At 50.0% G+C, this 21,626-nt stretch carries 23 protein-coding genes and 1 pseudogene; 18 read left to right on the top strand and 6 right to left on the bottom strand.

The window, feature by feature from the left end; all coding sequences use genetic code 11:
- Positions 1-3: 3 nt before the first annotated feature.
- The 4 genes from ACMP1L_RS05810 to ACMP1L_RS05795 all read right to left on the bottom strand — a co-directional run bounded on the left by ACMP1L_RS05810 (position 4) and on the right by ACMP1L_RS05795 (position 2,437).
- Positions 4-1,338 (bottom strand): alpha-amylase family glycosyl hydrolase, encoded by a 1,335-nt coding sequence (locus tag ACMP1L_RS05810; protein WP_418452302.1) that lies wholly within the window; start codon positions 1,336-1,338, stop codon positions 4-6.
- Between the two features lie 36 nt (positions 1,339-1,374).
- Entirely contained in the window at positions 1,375-1,611 is a 237-nt protein-coding gene (locus tag ACMP1L_RS05805; RefSeq protein WP_118731779.1) for a DUF2508 family protein, read from the bottom strand.
- A gap of 60 nt (positions 1,612-1,671) precedes the next feature.
- Positions 1,672-2,007: an ArsR/SmtB family transcription factor gene (locus ACMP1L_RS05800; protein ID WP_118731780.1), complete on the bottom strand. Its 336-nt coding sequence runs from the start codon at positions 2,005-2,007 to the stop codon at positions 1,672-1,674.
- 172 nt (positions 2,008-2,179) lie between these two features.
- Positions 2,180-2,437 carry a hypothetical protein gene (locus ACMP1L_RS05795; protein WP_118731781.1) on the bottom strand — a complete coding sequence of 86 codons (258 nt, stop codon included), beginning with the start codon at positions 2,435-2,437 and terminating at the stop codon, positions 2,180-2,182.
- Between the two features lie 284 nt (positions 2,438-2,721).
- On the opposite strand from ACMP1L_RS05795, the gene ACMP1L_RS05790 reads away from it, so the two are divergent.
- The 13 genes and pseudogenes from ACMP1L_RS05790 (at position 2,722) to ACMP1L_RS05730 (ending at position 14,556) form a co-directional block, all read left to right on the top strand.
- Entirely contained in the window at positions 2,722-3,315 is a 594-nt protein-coding gene (locus ACMP1L_RS05790; RefSeq protein ID WP_418452301.1) for an A24 family peptidase, read from the top strand.
- A gap of 59 nt (positions 3,316-3,374) precedes the next feature.
- Complete coding sequence (locus tag ACMP1L_RS05785) at positions 3,375-4,358, top strand: P-loop NTPase family protein (protein WP_118731783.1); 984 nt, start codon at positions 3,375-3,377, stop codon at positions 4,356-4,358.
- A 71-nt stretch (positions 4,359-4,429) separates the two neighbouring features.
- Positions 4,430-5,704 carry a TadA family conjugal transfer-associated ATPase gene (locus tag ACMP1L_RS05780; RefSeq protein ID WP_418452299.1) on the top strand — a complete coding sequence of 425 codons (1,275 nt, stop codon included), beginning with the start codon at positions 4,430-4,432 and terminating at the stop codon, positions 5,702-5,704.
- A gap of 49 nt (positions 5,705-5,753) precedes the next feature.
- Positions 5,754-6,452, top strand: a complete 699-nt coding sequence (locus ACMP1L_RS05775) for a type II secretion system F family protein (protein ID WP_418452298.1) — start codon at positions 5,754-5,756, stop codon at positions 6,450-6,452.
- A gap of 2 nt (positions 6,453-6,454) precedes the next feature.
- Positions 6,455-7,729 carry an immunoglobulin-like domain-containing protein gene (locus ACMP1L_RS05770; protein ID WP_118731786.1) on the top strand — a complete coding sequence of 425 codons (1,275 nt, stop codon included), beginning with the start codon at positions 6,455-6,457 and terminating at the stop codon, positions 7,727-7,729.
- Positions 7,730-7,854: 125 nt separating this feature from the next.
- Positions 7,855-8,028: pseudogene (locus ACMP1L_RS05765) on the top strand (Flp1 family type IVb pilin); the annotation flags it as partial.
- Between the two features lie 3 nt (positions 8,029-8,031).
- A complete protein-coding gene (locus ACMP1L_RS05760; protein ID WP_418452296.1) occupies positions 8,032-9,975 on the top strand; it encodes a DUF5702 domain-containing protein in 1,944 nt (647 codons plus the stop codon).
- Positions 9,976-10,226: 251 nt separating this feature from the next.
- Entirely contained in the window at positions 10,227-11,021 is a 795-nt protein-coding gene (locus ACMP1L_RS05755) for a hypothetical protein (protein ID WP_147353154.1), read from the top strand.
- A 62-nt stretch (positions 11,022-11,083) separates the two neighbouring features.
- Complete coding sequence (locus tag ACMP1L_RS05750; protein ID WP_418452294.1) at positions 11,084-11,662, top strand: prepilin peptidase; 579 nt, start codon at positions 11,084-11,086, stop codon at positions 11,660-11,662.
- A 77-nt stretch (positions 11,663-11,739) separates the two neighbouring features.
- A complete protein-coding gene (locus tag ACMP1L_RS05745; protein ID WP_147353155.1) occupies positions 11,740-11,988 on the top strand; it encodes a hypothetical protein in 249 nt (82 codons plus the stop codon).
- Positions 11,985-13,307 (top strand): DUF6382 domain-containing protein, encoded by a 1,323-nt coding sequence (locus ACMP1L_RS05740; RefSeq protein ID WP_418452293.1) that lies wholly within the window; start codon positions 11,985-11,987, stop codon positions 13,305-13,307. Before ACMP1L_RS05745 ends, ACMP1L_RS05740 begins: the two co-directional genes overlap by 4 nt.
- A gap of 107 nt (positions 13,308-13,414) precedes the next feature.
- Entirely contained in the window at positions 13,415-14,062 is a 648-nt protein-coding gene (locus ACMP1L_RS05735; protein WP_418452291.1) for a rhomboid family intramembrane serine protease, read from the top strand.
- A gap of 77 nt (positions 14,063-14,139) precedes the next feature.
- A complete protein-coding gene (locus tag ACMP1L_RS05730; RefSeq protein WP_418452290.1) occupies positions 14,140-14,556 on the top strand; it encodes an HIT family protein in 417 nt (138 codons plus the stop codon).
- Between the two features lie 101 nt (positions 14,557-14,657).
- On the opposite strand, the gene ACMP1L_RS05725 is transcribed toward ACMP1L_RS05730, so the two are convergent.
- A complete protein-coding gene (locus ACMP1L_RS05725) occupies positions 14,658-15,740 on the bottom strand; it encodes an undecaprenyldiphospho-muramoylpentapeptide beta-N-acetylglucosaminyltransferase (protein WP_178756017.1) in 1,083 nt (360 codons plus the stop codon).
- Between the two features lie 306 nt (positions 15,741-16,046).
- On the opposite strand from ACMP1L_RS05725, the gene ACMP1L_RS05720 reads away from it, so the two are divergent.
- On the top strand, positions 16,047-16,739 hold the full coding sequence (locus ACMP1L_RS05720) for a 5'-methylthioadenosine/adenosylhomocysteine nucleosidase (RefSeq protein WP_118731801.1): 693 nt from the start codon (positions 16,047-16,049) through the stop codon (positions 16,737-16,739).
- Between the two features lie 197 nt (positions 16,740-16,936).
- Positions 16,937-17,842 (top strand): hypothetical protein, encoded by a 906-nt coding sequence (locus ACMP1L_RS05715; protein ID WP_418452288.1) that lies wholly within the window; start codon positions 16,937-16,939, stop codon positions 17,840-17,842.
- Positions 17,843-17,957: 115 nt separating this feature from the next.
- Here the strand turns inward: ACMP1L_RS05715 and ACMP1L_RS05710 are convergent, their stop codons facing one another.
- Positions 17,958-18,224, bottom strand: coding sequence for a hypothetical protein (locus ACMP1L_RS05710; protein ID WP_118731803.1), 267 nt, complete (start codon positions 18,222-18,224; stop codon positions 17,958-17,960).
- A gap of 255 nt (positions 18,225-18,479) precedes the next feature.
- Between ACMP1L_RS05710 and ACMP1L_RS05705 the strand changes: the two genes are divergently transcribed.
- From ACMP1L_RS05705 to ACMP1L_RS05695, 3 genes are all read left to right on the top strand, one after another.
- Positions 18,480-19,577 carry a hypothetical protein gene (locus ACMP1L_RS05705; RefSeq protein ID WP_418452286.1) on the top strand — a complete coding sequence of 366 codons (1,098 nt, stop codon included), beginning with the start codon at positions 18,480-18,482 and terminating at the stop codon, positions 19,575-19,577.
- Between the two features lie 84 nt (positions 19,578-19,661).
- Positions 19,662-20,261, top strand: a complete 600-nt coding sequence (gene yyaC, locus ACMP1L_RS05700; RefSeq protein WP_118731805.1) for a spore protease YyaC — start codon at positions 19,662-19,664, stop codon at positions 20,259-20,261.
- A 123-nt stretch (positions 20,262-20,384) separates the two neighbouring features.
- Positions 20,385-21,614: a LysM peptidoglycan-binding domain-containing protein gene (locus ACMP1L_RS05695; RefSeq protein ID WP_118731907.1), complete on the top strand. Its 1,230-nt coding sequence runs from the start codon at positions 20,385-20,387 to the stop codon at positions 21,612-21,614.
- Positions 21,615-21,626: the final 12 nt, after the last annotated feature.

Genomic DNA, 21,626 nt, shown 5'->3' with positions numbered 1-21,626 from the left:
AGGTCAATCCTCCCTGATCTTTAAGACAACACTGCTGTTGCCCGGTAATGTAAGATTTAATGTTCCGTTCTCAACTGGAATGATGGAGCCGTCCATCAGATTTTCTGCCTGGGAAGCCTGCAGCGGGACTGGGATAGAAAGGCGGCTTTCCTGGTCATCACTGTTGGCTGCGGTGATGCAGATACTTCCCTGGGCATGTCTGGCGAAGGCGTACTGCCGGTTGGTGAGCAGCAGTTCCTGATAGCGTCCGCCGTGAAACTCCGGATTTTCCGTGTGGATGCGGGCCAGCTTTGCGATCAGGTCCGTAAGATCACTGTGCTTTGCTTCGCCCTCTTTCAGGGTGATGCAGGGACGCAGGGCTGCATCGCTTTCGCGGGTCCTCATGCCTTCCAGCCCCCACTCGCCTCCATAATAGATGGAAGGAATGCCCGGAAGGGTGAAGAGCAGTGTCCATGCCAGCGGCAGATGTGCTTTTTTGTTTAGCTTGCTGGCAATGCGGTTTTCATCGTGATTGTCCAGGAAGGTGTAAAGCCTGGTGCCAATGGCTTCCAGTCTCCGCACATTGTGGGCAATCTCAAAGAAGTTGTGGTCATTGAGCCCGGAGTACAGGCTCTTATGTAATTCGTAGTTGGTAACGGAATGCAGCATGCCATCGTTCACCCATCGGCCGTATTCCCCGTGGATCACCTCGCCCATGAGCCAGAAATCCGGCTTCATGGAAGCGGTCTGGGTGCGCATCTCCTGCATGAATCCGAAATCCATGACATTGGCGCAGTCTAAACGGATGCCGTCAATGTCAAATTCGGAAATCCAGAAGCGGATGACATCGAACAGATACTGCTTTACCTCCGGATTCTGCAGATTCAGACAGGGCAGCTCGAAATGTCCCTGCCATGCTTCATAGCCGAAACCATCGTTGTAAGGGCTGTTCCAGCCAAAGTTCACGCCCTTGTACCAGCCGCAGTAGCGGGAACCTTCGCGGTTCTTCTGAATATCCCGGAATGCGAAAAACTCGCGGCCGGTGTGGTTAAATACTCCGTCTACGACTACCCTGATGCCTGCCTCATGGCAGAGTCTCGTGAAATGGCGGAAGCCTTCGTTTGTGCCAAGCCTGCGGTCTGCAAGCCTGTAATCCCGGGTGTCGTAGCCATGGGAGGAGGACTCAAAGAGCGGTCCGATGTAAAGGGCGGTGCAGCCTGTGGCTTCCATGTGGGCAACCCATTGGTTCAGTTCCAGAAAGCGGTCGGCTGCGGCGTCTTCGGTGTTGACGAATGGCGCCCCCAGCATACCCAGCGGGTAAATGTGATAAAAAACTGCTTTGTCATACCATGATGCCATAAATATCAAGTCCTCCTGATTACATAGTTTCGTTTTTTAAAAATCCAGCCGTTCCAGAAGCTTGAAGCGCCGGAGCAGAAACTGATAGCGGAGCCAGACTGCATTCAGCTCGTAGATACAGCAGTCGATCAGTGGTGGCTCTGTCACCTGATCGAACTGGTTTAACAGGGATTCCATTTTTTGCTGGGTCTGATGGATTTCTGCCTTCAGTTTCAGGTTTTCCCCGGCTGATGCCTGGTGGCGGCCAGGGAAGAATGGTCTGTTGTTTTTCATAGCTTTACACTCCTTTTGGAATGTAGTATCTGGAATACATGGAAAAAATATACGCGTTTATTACGGTTTCTGGCTGAAGATTTCTTCGACCAGGTAGCCAAGTTTCATCAGCTGCCTTGTGCAGTCCATAAAGGTGAGACGGTAGTAATTGGAAGTACCGGACTGGGTAACTTCTACCAGTCCGCAGCTTTTCATGATCTTTAAATGATGTGAGATAGCCGGTCTGGACAGATTGGTCTGCCGGGTGATCTCGTTGACGTTCAGCCCTTCCGTGTGACCGTTCTGGGAGGCAATGCACAATGCTTCGATGATGTTTAAGCGGACCTCATCTCCGAGGGCGATAAACAGCGGCATACAGCTGTGAAACAGTTCCTGTAGTTCTTTGGAGTCCGCCATACAAACCTCCTTTGGTTTAAAAAATTGAACTAAGTTCATTCTATCACGACAGATTGTTCACGTCAACCAAAATAAATGGATCAAAAACAAAGTTTTTCGTCAAAATGTCCTAAGATGCGCAAAAAAATACCGCCTGGTCTTTGGCCAGACGGTGTGGAACGCAGAGCGGCAGTTACTCATCGAAGTCGGTTTCAAATATACCTTCCGGGGTGCGCATGGTGAGGATACCCAGATTAAATGCTTCGTCGGAAATGGTGATGTGATATTCAAATACCACATCCTCTTCAAATTTGGAGAGAACAACATAATCTCCGTTTTCTTTTCCTTCGATCTGATCGCAGATGTCGTTGTAGACGGCTTCACCGGAGATTTCACGCGGGTATCCGGATGCTTTGATCTTTGCTTCAATGGCTTCATATAATTCATTCATGGTGATGGTACTCCTTTTCTTGATTCCGATAGCTTCAGTATAACATCTTCACAGGATGATGTCCAATTATTTGGAGAGAGCAGGTGCCGGCTTAGAAGCCGGATCATACAGTCGAACTTTGTCGTTTTATGCAGGATGTGTATATTGACGGAAATACTGATCTCCGGTATGATAAGTCCACAATCAACGCATCGGTCTGATGCGAAGTCTGGCAGCGCCGCTTAAGCTATGGCAGCGCCTGCCGGATATCAATGTATGATCTCAGCCGTTTCGGCAGAATTTTCATGATGGATTTTACAGCAGGCAGCAGCCTGGTATTTGAGACAGGTATGTGCCGGAAAAGGTGGTGGTATCTCGTAGAATATGGGACAGAACATCTGATATTATGCGCAGGTGTAATGGTGTGTGCGTGGACGGATCTGAAATATGGAAAGGTAAGGAATTACTGGCTTTGGCTGCTGACTGTTGCCGGTGTGCTGCATAGAGGCTCTGCATTTTTTTTCGGTGCAGTATTATTTCTGGCAGCAGGAATGTGCCTGTTCCGTTTTCGTGTTATGGGCGCAGGGGATGGTAAGCTGATGGCTGTGATTGGCGGTTATCTTGGTCCTTTGCCGGGATTTTACGCGATAGCGCTGGGGTTTTTGACAGGAGCCGTATGGAGCCTGTGGAGAATGAAACGCTACGGTGTGGCAGCAGAGCGGTTTAATTATATGAAACGTTATGTAGAAATGGTGACTGCCAGCCGGAACATTCAGCCATATGATTCCCTGGATCAGCCGCAGGCGGTTCATCATATCCCGTTTGCAGTTTGCCTGGCGGCCGGTGTGCTGGGGTATTTGTTCCTTTCCTGGTGTGGTTTTGGGGTAACTGTTCAGTAGGTCTGCGCACTTGTTTGCGCTGACCGTGAGAACACATGGGAATGATGAAAAGGGGGAAGATGATGAAAAAGATTATGGCAGTCTACGATGCAGACTCCCGGTATGCAGACCGTCTGGCAGAGTTCGTGAATCAGAGAAGTCAGGTTCCGTTCCAGGTGGTCGCTTTTACCAGTCTGGAAAAACTAAAAGAGTTTGCAGCGCGCGAGAAAATTGATCTGCTGCTGGCTGGCAGCGGAGTAGAGAAGGAGCAGCTTGACGGGATCCCGGCAGCGCAGGTTGTGTGGCTTAGTGAGAATGGGGTGGCTGAAGAGGGCGAGGCCGTGGTTTATAAATATCAGGCATCGGACGATCTTCTGAGGGAAGTAATGTCCTGGTATCGGCCACAGGAGATTCCGGTACTCATGACAGCCGCAGGCAGACGTAGCAGGATCACAGGAGTATATTCACCAATCGGACGGTGCGGAAAAACCAGTTTTGCGCTGACGCTGGGGCAGGTACTGGCCCGGGAGGAAAAGGTGCTTTATATCACACTGGAAGAATTTTCCGGTCTTTCTGCATTGACAGGGACCGTGTATACAGGCGGTCTTTCCGATCTGCTTTATTATTATACCCAGCGCGAGTACAGTTCAGTACGCCTGGGAAGTGTTACCTACAACTGGGGGGAGCTGGACTATATTCCTCCGGTGACTTATGCAGAGGATAAGAATGGAATCCGCCAGGAGGTGTTTTCCGGACTAGTGCAGCGGATCGCAGCGGATGGAACTTACGAAGAGCTGATCCTGGATGTGGGAGGATTTTGCGGAGGTTCAGAAGAACTTCTTGGCATTTGTGATGTGGTCTATGTACCGGTAAAAGATGATGTAGTATCTACGGCAAAGCTGGAAGAATGGAAAACATATCTGAACCGGTCAGGACGCAGTGCAGTCTGGGAAAAGCTGCGGTTTTTAAAGCTCCCGGAACCGGGGCCGCTTCCAGCCAGGGAAAGCTATCTGGAACAGCTTTTATGGAGTGATCTGGGAGATTTTGTCCGGGAATTAAGATAGCGCCGGTACCTGGGCCAAAACGAAGCCTGCGCTGCAAAACAGGTGCAGCAGCGAAAAATGGGAAGAAGGGGATGGTGAAGCTGGTGGAGAATACGGAGGAAACGGTCCATGCAAAGAAACTGCTGGACGAGCTGCGCAGCGAGGTGCGGGAGGCGCTGAGTGGTTTTGAGCAGATTGGGGATGACGAACTGTATGACTGCATTGAACAGGCCGTTGCCGGAGTGGCAGAGCGGCAGTATCTGCCCCTGGGACAGAGGATTGATTTGAAAAACAGGCTTTTTGACAGCTTCCGGCGACTGGATATCTTGCAGGAACTGGTGGATGATCCGGAGGTGACGGAGATTATGGTAAACGGAAAGGATCATATTTTCGTGGAACGGAGCGGCAGGCTGGAACGCTGGGATCGCAGCTTTGAACAGGTGGAGCAGCTGGAGGATATGATCCAGCAGATCGTCAGCAAAATTAACCGTGTTGTAAATGTGAGCAGGCCGATCGCGGATGCACGTCTGGTGGAGGATGGTTCGCGTGTGCACATTGTGCTTCCGCCAATTGCCTTGGATGGACCGGTTGTGACGATTCGAAAATTTCCGGAGCCAATTACCATAGACCGGCTGATCCGTTATGGATCCCTGACCCGTGAAGCCGCTGATTTTCTGGAAAAGCTGGTCCGGTCCGGGTATAACATTTTTATCAGCGGTGGGACCGGATCCGGCAAGACTACATTTTTGAATGCCTTATCTGCCTATATTCCGGAAACTGAGCGGGTTATTACCATAGAGGATTCCGCAGAATTGCAGATTACCCAGATTCCCAATCTGGTTCGTCTGGAGACCCGCGGAGCCAATGCAGAGGGAGAAGGCGCTGTAGAGATCAGTGACCTGATCCGTGCATCACTTCGTATGAGACCTAATTATCTGATTGTCGGGGAGGTGCGCGGAAAGGAATGCCTGGATATGCTGCAGGCGATGAATACCGGACATTTTGGCCTGTCCACCGGACATGGAAACAGTGCAAGAGATATGCTGTCGCGCCTGGAAACCATGACGCTCATGGCAGCAGATATTCCTCTGACTGCGGTGCGAGGGCAGATTGCCTCTGCAATCGATATTCTGGTGCATCTCGGCAGGCTGAGGGACAGAAGCCGGCGGGTGTTGGAAATTACGGAAGTAACCGGATACGCGGAGGGCGAGATTCAGTTAAATCCGCTTTACCGGTTTGAGGAAAGGGGAGATGCGGATGAGGACAGGAGCCCGGGCGGCGCAAAGCAGGGCGTCCGCGGCAGCCTCACAGCAGTCGGAACGCTTGCAAGGCAGGAAAAGCTTCACGCAGCCGGTTACAGCCTGTAAGCAGCAAATTGACTATGGTACCTATCATTTATCATTTCAGGAAGTACTGTTGGCATTGGGAAAAGGCGCGGCAGTGAGTGCATTGTTTGCCTATATTTTCTATCGAAGCATGCTGGCATTCGGATTTATGCTTCCGCTGTGCTGCGGAATCCTCATATGGCGGGAACGCAGACAGCGTTTAAAACGGCGCAAACGCATGCTGGCACAGCAGTTTAAGGAAGCAATGGTCATTCTGGCGGCTTCTTTAAGTGCAGGCTATGCCGTGGAAAATGCCATGGCGGTAAGCCTGGAGGAATTGCGGCTCCTCTATGGGGAGCAGGGACTGATCGTCCGGGAGTTTTCCGGCATGGTGCAGCAGATCCGCACAAACCGGAATGTAGAGCAGGTGCTTGCGGAGTTTGCCGGGCGCAGTGGCCTGGAAGATGTGCAGAACCTGGCTGAAGTCCTCGGCATTGGAAAGCGGACAGGAGGTGATCTGGGAAGTATCATGCGCCATACGGCAGAAGTGATCCGGGATAAGATGCAGGTAAAGGAAGAAATCATCACGCTGACCACGTCACGTCAGTTTGAGCAGAAGATCATGAATATGATTCCGTTTTTTATCATTGTTTATGTGGAAGGAAGCTCACCGGGATTTTTTGATCAGATGTATTGCACGGGAATGGGACGGGTGCTGATGACGATGTGCCTGATTTTGTATCTGACTGCGTTCTGGCTCTCAGAGCGGATTCTGGATATAGAGGTGTGAGCATGAAATTGAGAAAACATGTAAATTCTGAAATGGACAAGAAGAGAGTATCATCTGAAGCGGGAGGATCACAGAAAAAAAGTCGGCTGTCGGCTGCAGCATGCGTGGGAGTAAGTCTGATCCTGTGGGGATATCTGAGGTGGTTTGGGCCGGGGCAGGACATGCAGCTGGCAGGTGGCCTGGTGGAGCGGGAGGGTTACGGAGGAACACAGAAGGAGCAGGAGCTGATTGTGAGCGGTCTTGGAGAAGAAGAGCAGACCGTAACCGTAAAAATAAGCCCGCGAGTGTATACAAAAGAAGAGGCGGACGATGTCTTTTATGGAGCTATGGAACAGCTTGGGGAACAGATACTGGGAGAGAATGAAAGTCTCGACGCAGTGACAGAAAATCTGGTACTCCCTTCCTATCTGAGAGAAAGCGGTGTGCAGATCCGCTGGCATTCTTCGGAGCCGGAACTATTATCTTCCTCAGGTATAATTGAAGGCGAGGTGCTGAAACGTCAGGAGGTTTTGCTGCAGGCAGAGCTTCGTACCGGTGATTTTCAGGCGGATTTTGAAATACCGGTCACATTGCTGCCTAAATCCCGGAGCCAGGAAGAACGGCTGCTGCGGACATTTTCTGAAGAGCTTGTCCGGCTGGATGAACAGCAGAAAAACGAAGCATACCTGAAACTCCCTGTGGAATATCAGGGAAAAACGCTTTCTTACCGGCCGGCGGAAAAACAAAATTATGGAGTGATTCCGTTTCTGGGAATCCTGATGGCCGCGCTTTTCGTTCTGCGCGAAGATTCAGAGCGGAAGGAACGGGAGAAAAAGCGGGAACAGCTGCTGCTTCTGGATTATGCAGAGATGGTTTCCAAGCTGCAGGTGCTTGTAGGTGCCGGCATGACGGTGCGCAATGCATGGGGCCGTATGGTACATGATTATGAGAACACAGATTTCAGAAAGGAACGTCCGGTCTATGAAGAAATGCGGCAGACCTATTACCAGATGGAAAACGGAACATCAGAGGGTGCGGCATATCGGGAATTTGGCCGAAGATGCCGTCTGCAGCCTTATTTAAAGCTGAGCAGTATTCTGGAACAAAACCGGAAAACAGGAACGAAAAACCTGCGGGAGCTTTTGCGTACAGAGGTGGAGGATGCTTTTGAAATGCGGAAAAATCTTGCCAGGAGAATGGGGGAGGAAGCCGGGACGAAGCTTCTGCTGCCGCTGTTTTTGCTTTTATTGATCGTCATGATCTTTATTATGGTTCCGGCTATGATGACAATGGGGTAAGTACAAAACAGATGCAGAAACAATGAGATTGCCGGCAAATGACGGCGAAAGACAAGGGAGGAAAGCATATGGAACAGATGAAAAACCGGAAAGAACATGAAGCAACAGAGAAATTTGCCAATGGTCTTGCTGATGAGTTTAGGGCCTTCTGGGCAGACGAGGATGGAGTCGGTGTGATCGAGGTGGTCCTGATCCTGGTTGTGCTCATTGGTCTTGTGATTATTTTCAAGACCCAGATCCGGAAATTGCTGGAGACCATTTTCAAACAGATTGAAACTCAGTCAAAAGAAGTGTATTAGCGTATGACCGGGAATCGGGAGCTGGGCGGGCAGGTTACCGTGTTTGTCAGCATGATCATGATGATCCTCTTTGCGTTTCTGTGCGTGCTCCTGGAATCAGCGCGCACAGCCGGCGCAAGATGGTATCTGCAGATGGCAGCATCTTCTGCAATGGATTCGGTATTCAGCCAGTATCACAGAGGGCTTTGGGATAACTACTGTCTGCTGTTTGCGGAATACGAGAGCGGGGAGGAAATCGAAGCAGATTTTGCCGGTTTTCTGACTCCTTATCTGGAAACGGATAACTGGTATCCCATGGCATTGCAAGAGACGCAGGCCGAGGAGATTGTGCGGGTTACGGACGGACATGGAAAATATCTGGAAAAAGAGATTCTGGATTATATGAAGTACGGCATCTGGAATCCGGATTTCAGGGGAGATGAAGCAGAGCAGCTATGGGACCAGGACCAGGAGGCGGAAGCTGTGACCGAGATGGCAGAGACTTATCGGAAGCGGACTAAGGACATGTGGAAGCTGGAAAAGATCCTGGAATCCATCAGTGAAAATCTGGAGAGTGAGCGAATCAGCCAGAATGAGGGCTTAAGAGCACTTTCTGCTTATGATGGAGACGGATTCCGGCGTGAAGCAAACCAGATGATCCGGGAGTTAAAAAAGATGCCGGGACTGGTGAAAAAATATGAAAAAGAAGCAGATAAGCTGGCAGAAACGCTTGCAGCCGACCGGCAGAACCAGGAGGAACGGGAGGATCGGCTGAGCGCGGAAACGGCAGATGCCCTGGATGAGGAAATCAGTGAGTATGAAGCATATGTCGCGGAGGATGGCAAGCGCCGTCAGGAGGTGCGCGATCTTGATCCATGGTCGGCAGAAACGATCCGGAGACTGGAGAATCTGATTGAAGAGTCTTATGAGGTGGAACGCGAGATCGAGGAGTGGGAGGACGATGATGACGATGAGGATGGTGACAGTGAACCGGATTATGAAAGCCTGTGGAGGCCGGTGCGAAATGGTTTGCAGAGTATCAAAATCCCTGCGCTGTCATTTGCGCATGGAGTCAAGGATAAAGAAACCGAAAATTTGTTAAAACAGGTAGAGCAGCTTTATCAGGAAGGACTACTGGAACTTCTGGTGCCGGAAGGGCAGACAGTCTCGAAAAAAACTGTTGAGACTTCGCTGCTGCCATCTGAGGCAGAAAGCTACGATGAAGAAAGCGGAAGCGGCAGCATGGCGGAACACATCCTGGTGAATGAATACTGTGGAAAATTTTTCAGACAGTTTTGTACAGAAGAAACCGCATCCGGACATGCACTTGATTATGAGCTGGAGTATCTGATCTGTGGAAACCCAAATGATTCGGACAATCTGAGTGGTGTGGTGCACCGGCTTCTGGCTGTGAGGGCTGGTCTGAACCTGATTCATATTCTTCGGGATAAAGGAATGAGGAAACAGGCAAGAACGCTGGCAACTGTGATTACGGGAGCAGCAGCCATAACTCCGCTGGTTCTGGTAACAACCTTTTTTGTCATGTCGGTATGGTCCCTTGGGGAAGCACTGATGGATGTGAAGGGACTGCTGGCAGGGAAAAAAGTGAAACTGGTCAAGAAAAAGGATGACTGGACGCTTACGATAGAAAACCTCATAAGCATGGCAAAAAACAGAAAGCTGGATGCGGGCGGCGGTGACAGCGGTCTTTCATATCTTTCCTGGCTGAAAATCCTGCTGTTCGTAACACCGATGGTCCGTCAGGATTACCGGATCATGGATGTGATCGAGTTGAATCTGGCACAGGGGAAAAGCGGCTTTTGCATGCGCAATGCGGTATATCAGGTTCAGATGTCGGGGAATGTCTGTGGGAAGCATCTTTTTTTCTCTCCGGCTTTTGTGGGAAACCTGACCGGAAATCGTGATTACAGTATGATGATGACAGTAAAGGCCGAACGCCGGTACTGATAGAAATTTGCTGTGATAAATTCTTTTGGGAAGGGAGGTGAAAAGGAATGCTTTGCTGGAAGAAACACAGCAGTGAGGAGCAGACAGAGCAAAATAATAAAACAAATGTACCTCTCCAAGTACGAAGCCCCTTTTATGTAAGAAAACGAAGTATGCTCCGTAAGGCAGAATGTGGTCCGGTCAGCAGAGCATTCCCTTTCATCTCCCGGAAACAGAGAAAATCTGAAAATCAGAGGAAAATGAAGGCTTCCATGACACTGGAAGCGGCGTTTACCCTGTCGCTTCTGATTTTTGCGTCCGTTAGCCTGATGCTTCCTGCAAAAATCATGATAACTGAGCGGAAAATGCAGGCGGGACTGGAGAGCGCCGGAGAAGAACTCAGTCAGTTTGCCTATCTTCTGGATAGCCTGAACGAAGAAAAACAGGAAAATAGTTCAGGTGCCGGAGAATCAGATAAGACCTTCTGTCTCAATGCGGAGCAGGCAGCAGCTCCGCTTTATGCCCGTGCAAAAGTGATGTCTTACTGCGATACAGAACGGATATCACATATCAGTATGCGGAAATCTTCAGTGCGGAAGGAGGATGAGATTCTGGATCTGGTGATGGACTATGAGATATCCATGCCATTTCCGGTGTTGGGCCTTTCCTCCCTGCACCGTACGATACGCTGCAGGCGCAGATGCTGGACCGGGCGTGAGGGCCGATATGGGGAGCGTGATTCGGACGGCGGAGAAGATGAGCAGATTGTCTATATCGGAAAGAACAGTACGCGGTATCACCCGGACCGGAACTGCCATTATCTTTCAAATCGTCTGACAGCTGTGTCGTGGGAGCATATGGCAGAGAAACGTAATATAAATGGAGGAAAATATTATCCGTGCGTTTCCTGTGGGAAGGAGGCCGCAAAGGGCAGTACGGTTTATATCATGTCGAGCGGCAGCCGTTATCACAGCAGACAGGACTGTAAGTCGATCACGGCGTATGTGCGGGCGGTAAGACGAAAGGATGTAAAGCATCTGGGTGCGTGTTCATACTGCGGTGGGTGAACAAAACGAGGAGCACGTTGGCCTGGAATGCGAAATACAGGAAAGAGGGTATGTGATCTGATATGGGAATTTTAAATTTTGCAGTGCAGGCAGTGCGGCTTGGTATATTTATGCTTTTTCTGCTTATGGCAGCCTGGCAGGATTTCAAAACAAAAGAGATAAATGTGAGACTTTTCTGGATATTTGGCGTGGCTGGTCTGGGTCTTTGCTGTTTATCGGGAGTGGAAACGGCGGCAGATGTACTGGCATCGGCGCAGAGCCAAAGGCTGCTGCCGGAGCTCTGGGAGAATGTATTTCAATCGTTTCTGTTAGGGCAGCTACCAGGGCTGGTGCTGTTTCTTTTTTTCAAATACGGAGAAGAAATTGGTAAAGGAGACTGCTGGTTTTTTCTGATATGTGGCTGGTATTTGGGATTATGGGATACGATCTTTGTTCTTGGAGGAGCAGTGCTGATATGCGGACTTGCCGGACTTGGATATTATGTGAGCGGATGCATACAGGGAAGCCAGACGGGCCGGATGCGGAGAAAGATGCAGTGGCCGTTTTTGCCGTTTGCAGCAGTACCGGGGATATGGATTGCGGCTGTCCGCCTCAGAGATATCATCCGGATGACAGCAATGCTACGCCGTTTTTGCCTATGAACGTATTTTTGCATACATTTACTGCCGGAAGAGAAAAAAGCCTGTGTGCCAGCATTACTGTAGAGGTAGCGGGAGTCATGGCAGTTGTACTGTTTACGATCATGGTGCTGATGGGACAGGCTATGAGCTGGAGTGCCCGGGCAGGCGGGATGTTTGCTCTGCATGAGACGGTAGAGCGGGAGCGACACCAGATTGAACATGCAGAGGAAAGAAGGATAAAACGGCAGGCAGAAGGAAACGAATGGAATCTGGAAATTTCAGCACCTGTATTCCGTCCGGAAACAGCATTGAGAATGTGGGGGTTGGTGGAGGATATAACAGAATGAATATCAGTTATCAGAGAGAAATGAAACGAAATTATCTGATCGTGGAGACAGAAAAACGGGATGAGATTCCATTTGAGCAGAATATGCTGGAACAGAACCAGATTGATGGAGTTCTTCATTTTCAGGTGCGGAAAAAAGATACGGATATCCGCTTTTTTTATGAGATCACATCAAAACAGCCGCTTTTCCGTCTTTTGGAAGGACAGTCGGTACAGGCCGGGCAGATCCGGACGCTGGTGAGGGGAATTGCGTATGCGCTGGAGCATATGGAGCAGTATCTGCTGAGTGAAAACTGTGTACTGCTTACTCCGGAGTATTTATATGTCGAGCCGGAAAGCTTGAAAGTCTGGTTGTGTCTGGTCCCGGGGCTGGAGCGTGATTTCCCGGAGGATTACAGCCGCCTGCTCGAGTATCTGCTGGGCAAGGTGGATCACAAGGATAAAGAATCGGTTGTGCTGGCTTATGGACTATATCAGGAAACCAGAAAAGAAAATTATGGAATGGAAGATATTCTCCGGCTTGCGCAGCAGAAACTGGATATTAACTACACGGACTGTGAAAGGGATGCAGAGCCGCTTCAGGATTTTGAAATACGTCAGGGCGAGGCGGACCGGAGAAATACCGGAATGGCTGAAAACAGGAAGAAGCCAGAACAGCGGCAGACCGGCCGGGATATCCATGCAGACCGTGCAGAGACAGAATGGAAACCGGGAATGGTGCGTGCGAGGCAGATCCAGACAGATACCGTGAAGGAATCCTTTGGGCTGTTTGGCAGATGGAAGCAGCGCAGGAAAGCACGCAAAGAGGAAAAACAGCGCGAACAGGAGCGGGAAATGCAGATGCCGTGGGATCTGATGTTTGTGGGTGAGACACAGTCAGAATATGGGGGGTCTGCCGGTCATCTGGATGAAGACGACAGAACCGGTGGAATGACACCGTTTTCAGGCGGAAGCACATCAGCGGTGCCATTTTTGCAGCAGGGCAGCGGTACTGTACTTTTAAATCCGGGAAAGGATGAAAGTGAAATCGGACTTCGGCTTCTCCGGGCACTGGATGACGGCGAACCGGACATCAGGATAGCATATTATCCTTTTATCATCGGCAAACAGGAAAATCTGGTAGATCATGTGCTGAATCGTGAAACCGTCAGCCGCCTGCATCTTCGTATTGACCAGAAAGACGGGCATTATTATGTTCAGGATCTGAATTCTACAAACGGAACCATGGTGAATGGCCGTATGCTGGAAAATAACGAGACGATCGAAATCCGGGAAGGAACAGATCTGAGCATAGCAGGAATCAGGTATCAGTTCCGGTAGCCGGGCTGTACAATCAATCGATTTTGTACATGGATTTTTCAGGGAAGATACGGTAAGATAATGGATGAGATACGTTATGAAAATGTTATAAAAAGAACGGAGTTTACATGGACCAGTATCAGAATCCTTATTATATGGTGCCGCAAAGGCGGCCGCGGGCCTGGATAAACGGCACGCTGATCATCCTGAACATTCTTTATTTTTTGTATCTGGAACTGACCGGTTCCACAGAAGATGCCTATTTCATGCTGGAGCATGGGGCTATGTATGGTCCGTTAATTCTGAGGGGGCACGAGTATTACCGGCTGCTGACCTCCATTTTTATGCACTTTGGCATCGATCATATTGTGAATAACATGCTGGTTTTGTTTGTGCTTGGGGATAATCTGGAACGGGCGCTGGGAAAAGTGAAGTATCTGATTTTTTACCTGAGCTGCGGCGTTTTGGCCAATGTGGTTTCCCTGCTGTTTGAGATGCCGGTGGGTGACTGGTCAGTGGGAGCCGGAGCTTCCGGTGCGATTTTCGGTGTGGTCGGCGGGCTGATCTATGTGGTAGCTGTAAATAAGGGACTCCTGGAGGATCTGAGCACAAGACAGCTGGTGGTAATGGCAGTGTTTTCCCTGTATCTTGGTTTTACCAGTACCGGAGTAGATAACACCGCACATGTAGCCGGTCTGGTGATCGGAATGATCCTGGCAGCCATCCTGTACCGCAAACCAAAGCGTACTTGCAGAGCGGACATTTGGGAGTTATAATGTGCGATAAGCAAGGAGCAGTGCTTTTCATTTGTTTTTGAACTGGCACTGCAAGAAACCGAATGGAGGAAACGACAATGAGAGACGACAACTGTATTTTCTGCAAGATCGCAAACGGCGAGATTCCGTCTGCAACCGTATATGAGGATGATGATTTTCGTGCGATCCTGGATTTGGGACCGGCATCAAACGGCCATACCCTGATCCTGCCCAAGAATCATTATAAAGACCTGTGTGAGGCAGATGAGACGGTCATGGCAAAGATTTTGCCGTTGGCTGAAAAGCTCGGGAAATCCATGAAAAGCCAGCTTGGCGCAAGCGGCTTCAATGTAGTTCAGAACAACGGAACCAGCGCAGGGCAGACGGTATTTCACCTGCATGTGCATGTGATCCCGCGTTATGAGGGCGGACCGGATATGGTAAACTGGGTACCGGGCAAGCCGGAACAGGATGAACTGGCACAGACAGCAGACGCTCTGAAGGCAGGGCTGTAGAGAAAACATGTGACTGTGAGGATACTAAACAGTTACGAAAACATAACATAAAACGGGCGGTGAAAAATGGAAACCATTTTCACCGCCCGTTTTTGTCAGAGCTATTTGTTTGTGTCTTCTTTTTCGGCATAGGATGCGATCAGCCCCATAACAATGCTTACTGCATCGGACAGATCACTCTTTTCCATGGCATCGATAAATTTCCGGCGATTTTCGTAGGTGTTTTCGATGGCATCATACAGGGTATCGCTGGTAACCTGTTCTTCTTCCAGAACGGTGGAGAAGCCCTGCTTCTCGAAGGAGCGTGCGTTTAAGATCTGGTCTCCGCGGCTGGCTGCTGCGGAGAGCGGGATCAGGACATTCGGCTTTCTGAGTGCCAGAATCTCACAGATGGAATTTGCGCCTGCGCGGGACAGGACGATGTCGGCTGCTGCAAACAGATGTCGCAGCGGCGCGTCTACATATTCGTACTGTACATATCCGGGGCGGCCGATGAGACTGTCATCCAGATGGCCTTTTCCGCAGATATGTATTACCTGATATTTCGTCAGAAGTTTCGGAAGCAGTGCGCGGACGGCGTTGTTGACGGCAACAGCACCCAGGCTTCCGCCGATGACCATAATGATGGGCTTGGCTGCGGAAAGTCCGGTATAGTTGAGTCCGGTCAGACGGTCACCCTGCAGCAGCTCGCGGCGGATCGGAGATCCGGTGAGAACAGCTTTGTCCTCCGGCAGATATTGTAAAGTCTCCGGGAAGTTGCAGCAGACTTTGGCAGCGGATGGAATGCAGATTTTGTTAGCCAGGCCAGGGGTCATGTCAGACTCGTGGATAATGGTTGGAATTTTAAAATGCCTGGCAGCCAGGACCACCGGAACAGCGACAAAGCCGCCCTTGGAGAAGACCACGTCCGGGCGGTATTTCTTTAAGAGAGAACGGGCTTCGGCATATCCTTTGATGACACGGAACGGATCAGAAAAGTTTTTGATATCAAAGTAGCGGCGCAGTTTGCCAGATGAAATGCCGTCATAAGGAATTCCGGCGTTCTCGATGAGCTTTTTTTCAATGCCGTTGTAGGACCCGATGTAGTGGATCTCGTAGCCACGCTCCTGTAAAGATGGAAGCAAAGCCAGGTTTGGTGTGACGTGTCCGGCAGTACCGCCGCCGGTTAAAACGATTTTTTTCATATAAAAACACCTCCGATTGGATGAAAGTCATGCTTGTAAAAACATCTGTATTACTATAGTAACTGTCAGGGGCAAAATGTCAACCCTGAATCGTTCGAAGGGTCATTTGCGGCAGCCCTGGCGGTGCCTGAACGATCATAATTCCGTTGCCTTTCCGGAAAAGATTTGTTAGACTTGTAGTAATGGCAGCAAAACTGTCAGGGAGCAGGATTTCGCACAGATTGCAGGATTCCGCATACATGCAGGAAAAGACAGCTCCCGAAATCAGAATCAGAAATAGCAGTCAGAAAGCAGAGGAAATCATATATGTTAGGAATTATCGGTGCCATGAAGGCAGAAGTAGCGCAGTTAAAGCAGGAAATGAATCAGCCTGAGGTTGTAACCGTGGCCGGTATGGAGTTTTACAGGGGAACCATCGGAGAAAAAGAGGTGGTTGTGGTTCAGTCCGGAATCGGCAAAGTCAGCGCAGCCCTGTGCGTGCAGATTCTGGCAGACCGTTTTGGCGTGGATGGCGTGGTTAACACCGGTATTGCGGGTTCTTTAAAGGCAGAAATCAATATTGGTGATCTGGTGCTTTCTACTGATGCCATTCAGCATGATGTGGACGCTACCAATTTTGGCTACCCGTTAGGTGAGATCCCACAGCTTGGGACGCTGACCTTTGAAGCAGATGAGCGCCTGCGTAGTCTTGCAAAGAAGTGCTGTGAGGAGGTAAATCCGGATATCAGCGTTTACGAGGGCAGGATTCTGACTGGTGACCAGTTCATTTGCGACAAGAACAAGAAAGAGTGGTTGAGCAAGACGTTTAACGGCTCCTGCACCGAGATGGAGGGTGCAGCGATTGCCCAGGCAGCTTATTTAAACAAGATTCCATTCCTGATCGTACGCGCTATCTCAGATAAGGCGGATGACAGTGCTTCCATGGATTATCCGGAATTTGAACGTCAGGCCATTATCCACAGTACGAATCTGACCCGCGCTCTGATTCTGGCATATTAATCTATCTTAAGGTAACGTGCGTTTTTTAGCAGAATTTGACGAACGATTCTGAGCTCCCTGAACTTTTCAAATGGTGGCCGGACAGTTATAATGATACCTGTCGAGACACCATGACAACTGCACACCTGCGGCGGAACGGATCCTGAAACGACGCAGGCGTATGGTTGGAAAAAGGAAAAGAAAGGGGAGCTGTTTTTATGCTGCAATTACTGGAAACTGGCCGCGTGCTCTATGCGCTGGCAGCATTTTGTGTACTGGGAATCCTGACACGTCTGGTTACCCGTCATGCTTACAAAAGATTGCTGAAGGAAAGCAAAGACCTTTCACTGACCAAGAACAAAAGTTTAAAAGAACTCCGGCAGAGAGCGGAGAATACATACCGCATCAACCAGGGCCTGGTGGATAGCGGTGCCTGGCTGGAGCATCAGCTGTATGAGTTTCATATGATGGGGATTCGCCTTTCTGGCTGGAGCGGCATGGGGGCCAGATGGACCTGGCTCTGCCTGCTGCTTGGCGGAGCGGCGGCATTTTTCTCTTACTGGTACCGCCTGGATACCTATTATATAGTCCTGTATGGCGGCGGCGCAGTACTGATGGCCATGCTGACGATGCTGTTTGATGGCGGGATTGCCGGAGATTTGCGGGAGCAGCTTCTGATCAGCCTTCAGGATCAGATTGACAATGTCGTGGGGCCAAAGATGGCACGGAATATGGCTGTGGAGAATGGGCGCACTGAAGGCATGGGAGACCGCGGAGCGCTGCGCAATGTGAGCCGCCTTGTGGACCGGGCCGGCCGTATGGGCCGTGTGGAGCCGGAAGAGGCGGAGAAGCCGGTTCCCCGGACAACGCAGCCGGTTTCGGGTGGGTACCGGGAAAGCCGTAGGAACAATAACATCAGTTCTGCGGCGGCGAAAACTGCGCCTCCGGAACCGGAGACACCGGCAAAGGAAAGTATCCGGGACGCAGAGTTTATTAAACGGGGGCTGGAGCAGATGGCAGCCAGCCGTGAGAAAAACAGAGGCGGTGATGAAAACTGGATCCGGGACCTGAAGCCGGAAGAGGTAGAACTGATCGGAGACATTTTAAAGCAGTATCTGGCCTGAAAAGCATGGAGAACATCCGGCTGCTGTCTGTGTAAAGTGCGAATAGCAGCAAAAAATCCATCTGACAACAAAGGGAAGCGTTTCCAGATAACGGAAAGGCCTCCCTTTTCCTAAATTATTCTTCAATCACTTCAATTTCCAAATAATCAAAATCAATTTGTTCAATAAAGCTATCTTTTGTAAAGCGTGTTTTGGCATGGCGCTTAAAGTCATTGATATTGGAGGAGAGCCAGATTGGTTTTCCAAGATCAAATTCATAACAGATATCATCCAGTGACTGGAAGACCATGTTGGTGCGGGACATGCTGTAATCGGTCTGGCAGATCACAGTATCCCTGATCAGATGGTTGTCTTTCCAGATTTTTCCCCACATACGGAACATATATCTTCTCTCCTTTCGGATTGCATTTGGACGTCGTAAACATACAGAACAGTTGGTTGTAGTTTACAAGTATAAGTGATTTTTGTTTTTCTGTAAAGCCGTTCAAAACAGATCCCAACACATTTGCTTGTAGTTCGAATCAGAATGTAGTAAACTGTAAATAGTATATTTCGAAAAAAAGCTTTCGCAAAAAACAAATGCCCGGAGGGGGATTTCGTTTATGCCAGGGAAAAGCTTGCGAAGGAGGAAACAGATATGGCGCAGACTATTCAGGAATGCCTGGACTATCTGGCAGCAGCAAGGGAATCTGTCGAGGAACTGTCATTAGCTGCAGACCGGGAAGAGCAGCTGAAACAGGACGAAAGCCGTTTGAAAAAGGCTTTGGACACAGAGAAGAAGCAGATGACAGATGCCGTTGGTTCTACGGTAAAAAAACGAAGAGACGATATCAATTCCAGCTATGACGCGGAGATCAATAAAGCACAGGATCAGTTAAAGAAAGCCCGGGCCAAGCGGGAAAAGGCAAAGAATCAGGGCATGAAGGAGCGTATTGCGGAGGAAACTTCGGAACTTCATGAGTATAACAAGGAGCTGCTCGCCCATATGAAGGCAAAGTTTAGGGAAAACCATGTGCCATCCTGGTGCAGAAGCCATCTTTACTACAGCCTTTATATGCCGCGCTGGGCTGGGGAGTTTTTCGGTCTCCTGATCTTTATTGCACTGTTTTTTGCGGCGCTTCCGTTTGGGCTTTACATGCTTCTGCCTCAACATAAAACCTGGCATCTGGCTCTTGTTTATGTGGCAGATATTCTGATCGTTGGCGGAATTTATATGTGGATCGGTAATCACACCAAGCTCCAGTACGCAGAGTGCTTAAGGAAAGGCCGTCAGATCCTGGATCAGATGCATGCCAATGACAAGAAGATCAAAGTGATCACCGGTACCATCCGCAAGGACCGCAATGAGTCACTTTACGATCTGGAAAAGTATGACGACGAAATTGCGCGGCTGACTCAGGAACTCAACGAGGTGGCTGCAAAGAAGAAAGAAGCGCTGGGCACCTTTGAAAATGTGACGAAAAACATTTTACAGGATGAAATTGAGCATGGATACCGGGAAAAAATCGCGGATCTGGATCATCAGTATGAGGATGTAAAACGCCAGCTTCAGCTAACCTCAGCTGAGGTGAAGGCACGCCGTTTGACTCTGACAGACCAGTATGGAAGCCATCTTGGAAAAGAGTTCCTGGATCCGTTTAAGCTGCAGGATCTGAGTAATATCCTTCAGCAGGGGAGGGCGGCCAACATTAGCGAGGCAATCAGTGTTTACCAGGAGGATGCGCGGAAACATTGATTTCTTGCGGGATCATGCCGCGAATAAAAGTTGTCCCGTTTGCCTATAATAGCAATAACAAAACGGTGCAGGCGGGATGACATTATGAAAAAACAGATCAGAGAGCAGGACATTTATTATTTCGATTCCGGTGAGCAGGAAGATACCGCGCTGTGTGCCGGCATGCTCCGCCAGATGATCGCGGAGATCATGCGGAGGGAGAATCGGAAAGGTGTCCTGCTCTTTTGCATTGGTACAGATCGCTCCACAGGAGACAGTCTGGGACCACTGATCGGGCATAAACTGAAAAGGGCGGGACTGAAAGACCGCCGGATAACAGTAGTGGGGACATTGGACAGCCCGGTTCATGCCATGAATCTGGAACAGGCAATTTTTATGGTACAGCACTGTTATCCGGATCATGTGATCGTGGCGGTGGATGCATCGGTCGGTCAGACAGAGCATGTGGGCTGCATTACCCTGGGGAAGGGAGCGCTCCGGCCGGGGCTTGGCGTATGCAAGGAACTACAGGAAGTGGGAGATATCTTTATTACCGGCATTGTGGGAGGATATGGAAATTATGATCCGCTGATGCTGCAGAGCGTACGGCTTTCTGTGGTGATGCAGATGGCAGATTCCATCTGCGAGAGCATCCGCCAGGCATTGTTGCCGGAATTCCATACTTTTTGTCGAAGAGTTTTTTGAGCTGAGTGACCGAAAATGACAAATTATATGGGTACCCCCGTGTTATGATGCAGCAAATGGCCGTGGACAGGCGGGAAACTGCCTGAACAAGCGGTTACAAACATCATGCAGCGGGGTGAAATTATGGGTGAACTTTACAATCCGTATCCGAAACTGCCAAAGAATATCCGGCAGATCGGGGAACGGGATCAAGTGGTTAAGCTTTATATCGAAGATTATGTCAATACATATCTGAAACGATTGTATCCGGCCGGCGGACAGGATCTGCGGGTCGGATTGCTGCTGGGCGAAATCCGGACAGAGGACGGGATACCGTTTCTGTTTATCGACGGAGCCATGGAGATGGAGCAGGTGACCCGGGATGGGGAGAAGGTGGAATTTACCGAGGAGGCCTGGAAGAAAGCCTATCAGGTTATGGAGCAGATGTTTCCGCACCGCAGTGTGCAGGGATGGTTTCTGTGCGGTGCGCCTGGCTGTGCGTTGAGTCCCCTGGATTACTGGAAGCAGCACGGCCAGTATTTTTCCGGGAGGAATCAGCTGATGTATTTAAATTCCGGTCTGGAAGGGGATGAGGCAATCTACACGGCCTCGGAGGACGGATTTTATAAGCTGAGGGGCTATAGCATCTATTATGAGAGAAACCAGATGATGCAGGATTACATGGTTTCTAGGAAGGATGCGCGGCGTGTGGAAAGCGGGACGCGGGATGTGGTGATCCAGGATTTTCGTGACCGGATGGAGGAGCGCAAACAGAGCGTGGGACATGCCCGTTCAACCATTGGACTTCTGGGAGGTACCTGCAGTGTACTGGCGGTTCTGGTGCTGGCCGGCGGCATGATCATATTTGGAAATTACCGGAAAATGAGAGATATGGAGAGTGTGATCGCTTCTGCTCTGCCGTATTCCTACACAGGGCAGAAAAACAGCGGAGAACTTGAGGTGGAGTCCGTGCCGGGTGAGGTGTATCCGACACTGGCAGACATTGTGATCGATCCGGCCGGCGGAAATGGTGAGAGCGGAGCGGCAGACAGCAGTGCGGCCGAGAGTGAAGCACAGGAAAGTGCGGATGCAGCAGGTGAAGCAGCTGGGAGCAGTGCAGAGAAAAACGGCACATTTCAAGGCGGAAACGCGGGCGCCTCGGCAGATGCGGCGGATGCAGCGCCTGCGGCAGCAACAGTACAGATCCCGTCCGATGCCGTAAAGTATGTGGTCCGGGATGGGGAAACATTGTACAGCATCTGTATGGAACGGTATCATAGTATGGCACAGATTTCACAGATCTGCGCGTGGAACGGACTGGCAGACGAGAATCACATTTCCGTAGGGCAGGAGTTGTATCTTCCGGCGAAATGATGTATACTGAAT

The organism is Ventrimonas sp., from assembly GCF_048380235.1.
Taxonomy (GTDB): Bacteria; Bacillota; Clostridia; order Lachnospirales; family Lachnospiraceae; genus Brotaphodocola.
The sequence above is the reverse complement of the archived record's forward strand: the minus strand, read 5'-3'. Positions and strand labels throughout refer to the sequence as shown.